Source organism: Bacillus pinisoli, assembly GCF_023036475.1.
GTDB classification, from domain to species: domain Bacteria; phylum Bacillota; class Bacilli; order Bacillales; family SA4; genus Bacillus_BS; species Bacillus_BS pinisoli.
Genome location: NZ_JAJQKI010000027.1, coordinates 1 through 2,728, shown reverse-complemented (window position 1 = coordinate 2,728; position 2,728 = coordinate 1). Strand labels below are relative to the sequence as shown.

Genomic DNA, 2,728 nt, shown 5'->3' with positions numbered 1-2,728 from the left:
AAATAGTCTGGTAATGATGGCGAAGAGGTCACACCCGTTCCCATTCCGAACACGGAAGTTAAGCTCTTCAGCGCCGATGGTAGTTGGGACTTTGTCCCTGTGAGAGTAGGACGTTGCCAGGCTAGAAACATGGAGGATTAGCTCAGCTGGGAGAGCACCTGCCTTACAAGCAGGGGGTCGGCGGTTCGATCCCGTCATCCTCCACCATAGAATTTTCACGTTAGTGGAATTTTCTACTCTATAGTTTTTTTTCGCCGGCTTAGCTCAGTTGGTAGAGCAACTGACTTGTAATCAGTAGGTCGTGGGTTCAAATCCTATAGCCGGCACCATTTATACCGAGCCATTAGCTCAGTCGGTAGAGCATCTGACTTTTAATCAGAGGGTCGAAGGTTCGAGTCCTTCATGGCTCACCATTTGTACGCGGATGTGGCGGAATTGGCAGACGCACTAGACTTAGGATCTAGCGCCTTACGGCGTGGGGGTTCGACTCCCTTCATCCGCACCAATTCATAAAATGAAGTTTTGCAATACATTTGTTGCGGAAGTAGTTCAGTGGTAGAACACCACCTTGCCAAGGTGGGGGTCGCGGGTTCGAATCCCGTCTTCCGCTCCAAGAGCTTCATGTATTGCCGGGGTGGCGGAACTGGCAGACGCACAGGACTTAAAATCCTGCGGTAGGTGACTACCGTACCGGTTCGATTCCGGTCCTCGGCACCATACTTTTTAACTCAATATAAAAGTATAATATGTTGCGCCCGTAGCTCAATTGGATAGAGCGTTTGACTACGGATCAAAAGGTTAGGGGTTCGACTCCTCTCGGGCGCGCCATATTTGACGGGAAGTGGCTCAGCTTGGTAGAGCACCTGGTTTGGGACCAGGGGGTCGCAGGTTCAAATCCTGTCTTCCCGACCATTAAAACTAATTGGGGCCTTAGCTCAGCTGGGAGAGCGCCTGCCTTGCACGCAGGAGGTCAGCGGTTCGATCCCGCTAGGCTCCACCAAAAAGTTTTTTGCGAAGCAAAATAACTTACCTTTAATACTTCTTAATATGGCGGTGTAGCTCAGCTGGCTAGAGCGTACGGTTCATACCCGTGAGGTCGTGGGTTCGACTCCCTCCGCCGCTATATACCTAAAGAAAGTATAAAAAGGGACCTTTAGCTCAGCTGGTTAGAGCAGACGGCTCATAACCGTCCGGTCGTAGGTTCGAGTCCTACAAGGTCCACCATTGTTATCTATATACGGAGGAATACCCAAGTCCGGCTGAAGGGATCGGTCTTGAAAACCGACAGGCGGGTCAAACCGCGCGGGGGTTCGAATCCCTCTTCCTCCGCCATATCTTATCTCTGAAAATGTATCATAGATACAAAAAGAATTACTATTATCATCGCGGGGTGGAGCAGTCTGGTAGCTCGTCGGGCTCATAACCCGAAGGTCGTAGGTTCAAATCCTGCCCCCGCAACCAAGTGGTCCCGTGGTGTAGCGGTTAACATGCCTGCCTGTCACGCAGGAGATCGCGGGTTCGATTCCCGTCGGGACCGCCATTATATTTTTAAAAATTAGCCTTCTAAATGGCTCGGTAGCTCAGTCGGTAGAGCAAAGGACTGAAAATCCTTGTGTCGGCGGTTCGATTCCGTCCCGAGCCACCATTTAATTAAAGGGCTCTTTTACTTGAATTGATATATCTTTATGCCGGCTTAGCTCAGTTGGTAGAGCACGTCGGAATAGCCATCGTAGCGTATGCTTCAGCGTACCAATCGAAATGCTCCATGAATGAGCTCCCTGAGATTGGGACGACTAGTCTAGAAAATAGCTTTTGTTAGTAGTAATTCTTAATAAGCCGGCTTAGCTCAGTTGGTAGAGCAACTGACTTGTAATCAGTAGGTCGTGGGTTCAAATCCTATAGCCGGCACCATTTATAATTGGAGGGGTAGCGAAGTGGCTAAACGCGGCGGACTGTAAATCCGCTCCCTCAGGGTTCGGCGGTTCGAATCCGTCCCCCTCCACCATTATAAAAAACTTAAATCATTGATATGGCGATCGTGGCGAAGTGGTTAACGCATCGGATTGTGGTTCCGACATTCGAGGGTTCGATTCCCTTCGGTCGCCCCATATTGAATTTTTGGGCTATAGCCAAGCGGTAAGGCAACGGACTTTGACTCCGTCATGCGTTGGTTCGAATCCAGCTAGCCCAGCCATTTGCGGGTGTAGTTTAATGGTAAAACCTCAGCCTTCCAAGCTGATGTCGTGAGTTCGATTCTCATCACCCGCTCCAAAACTATTAACTTGGGCCTATAGCTCAGCTGGTTAGAGCGCACGCCTGATAAGCGTGAGGTCGATGGTTCGAGTCCATTTAGGCCCACCATAGTTTTCTAACTTAACATCCTATATTTTCTATTCCACCATAGCTCAGCGGTAGAGCATTCGGCTGTTAACCGAAGGGTCGTAGGTTCGAATCCTACTGGTGGAGCCATTCTTTGGGGAAGTACTCAAGTGGCTGAAGAGGCGCCCCTGCTAAGGGTGTAGGTCGTTCACGCGGCGCGAGGGTTCAAATCCCTCCTTCTCCGCCAGGAACTTAATATGAAGGCCCATTGGTCAAGCGGTTAAGACACCGCCCTTTCACGGCGGTAACACGGGTTCGAATCCCGTATGGGTCATCGCTAAAACACTGCATATTTGCAGTGTTTTTTTCATTCTATAGGAAGTTATAAGGTGTTTTATGGCTCTATAAT

General features: G+C 49.7%; 24 tRNA genes and 1 rRNA gene. All 25 read left to right on the top strand.

Annotated elements, in window-relative coordinates:
• Positions 1-6: 6 nt before the first annotated feature.
• The 25 genes from rrf to LT143_RS20115 all read left to right on the top strand — a co-directional run bounded on the left by rrf (position 7) and on the right by LT143_RS20115 (position 2,653).
• Positions 7-122 (top strand): 5S ribosomal RNA (gene rrf / locus LT143_RS20235).
• Positions 123-131: 9 nt separating this feature from the next.
• Positions 132-207: transfer RNA gene (locus tag LT143_RS20230), tRNA-Val, on the top strand.
• Positions 208-253: 46 nt separating this feature from the next.
• Positions 254-329 (top strand) — tRNA-Thr (locus LT143_RS20225).
• Between the two features lie 8 nt (positions 330-337).
• Positions 338-413 (top strand) — tRNA-Lys (locus LT143_RS20220).
• Positions 414-420: 7 nt separating this feature from the next.
• Positions 421-505 (top strand) — tRNA-Leu (locus tag LT143_RS20215).
• Between the two features lie 33 nt (positions 506-538).
• Positions 539-613: transfer RNA gene (locus tag LT143_RS20210), tRNA-Gly, on the top strand.
• A 15-nt stretch (positions 614-628) separates the two neighbouring features.
• Positions 629-717 (top strand) — tRNA-Leu (locus LT143_RS20205).
• Positions 718-751: 34 nt separating this feature from the next.
• Positions 752-828 (top strand) — tRNA-Arg (locus LT143_RS20200).
• Between the two features lie 7 nt (positions 829-835).
• A tRNA-Pro gene (locus LT143_RS20195) sits at positions 836-912 on the top strand.
• Positions 913-924: 12 nt separating this feature from the next.
• Positions 925-1,000 (top strand) — tRNA-Ala (locus LT143_RS20190).
• 49 nt (positions 1,001-1,049) lie between these two features.
• Positions 1,050-1,123 (top strand) — tRNA-Met (locus tag LT143_RS20185).
• A 24-nt stretch (positions 1,124-1,147) separates the two neighbouring features.
• Positions 1,148-1,224: transfer RNA gene (locus LT143_RS20180), tRNA-Ile, on the top strand.
• A 15-nt stretch (positions 1,225-1,239) separates the two neighbouring features.
• Positions 1,240-1,332 (top strand) — tRNA-Ser (locus LT143_RS20175).
• A 52-nt stretch (positions 1,333-1,384) separates the two neighbouring features.
• Positions 1,385-1,461, top strand: a tRNA-Met gene (locus LT143_RS20170).
• 3 nt (positions 1,462-1,464) lie between these two features.
• Positions 1,465-1,540, top strand: a tRNA-Asp gene (locus LT143_RS20165).
• A gap of 29 nt (positions 1,541-1,569) precedes the next feature.
• A tRNA-Phe gene (locus LT143_RS20160) sits at positions 1,570-1,645 on the top strand.
• Between the two features lie 190 nt (positions 1,646-1,835).
• Positions 1,836-1,911, top strand: a tRNA-Thr gene (locus LT143_RS20155).
• Between the two features lie 9 nt (positions 1,912-1,920).
• Positions 1,921-2,005: transfer RNA gene (locus LT143_RS20150), tRNA-Tyr, on the top strand.
• Between the two features lie 27 nt (positions 2,006-2,032).
• Positions 2,033-2,108, top strand: a tRNA-His gene (locus LT143_RS20145).
• 11 nt (positions 2,109-2,119) lie between these two features.
• A tRNA-Gln gene (locus LT143_RS20140) sits at positions 2,120-2,194 on the top strand.
• A 3-nt stretch (positions 2,195-2,197) separates the two neighbouring features.
• Positions 2,198-2,271 (top strand) — tRNA-Gly (locus LT143_RS20135).
• A gap of 13 nt (positions 2,272-2,284) precedes the next feature.
• Positions 2,285-2,361, top strand: a tRNA-Ile gene (locus LT143_RS20130).
• A 33-nt stretch (positions 2,362-2,394) separates the two neighbouring features.
• Positions 2,395-2,469: transfer RNA gene (locus tag LT143_RS20125), tRNA-Asn, on the top strand.
• A 6-nt stretch (positions 2,470-2,475) separates the two neighbouring features.
• Positions 2,476-2,566: transfer RNA gene (locus tag LT143_RS20120), tRNA-Ser, on the top strand.
• Positions 2,567-2,581: 15 nt separating this feature from the next.
• A tRNA-Glu gene (locus LT143_RS20115) sits at positions 2,582-2,653 on the top strand.
• Positions 2,654-2,728: the final 75 nt, after the last annotated feature.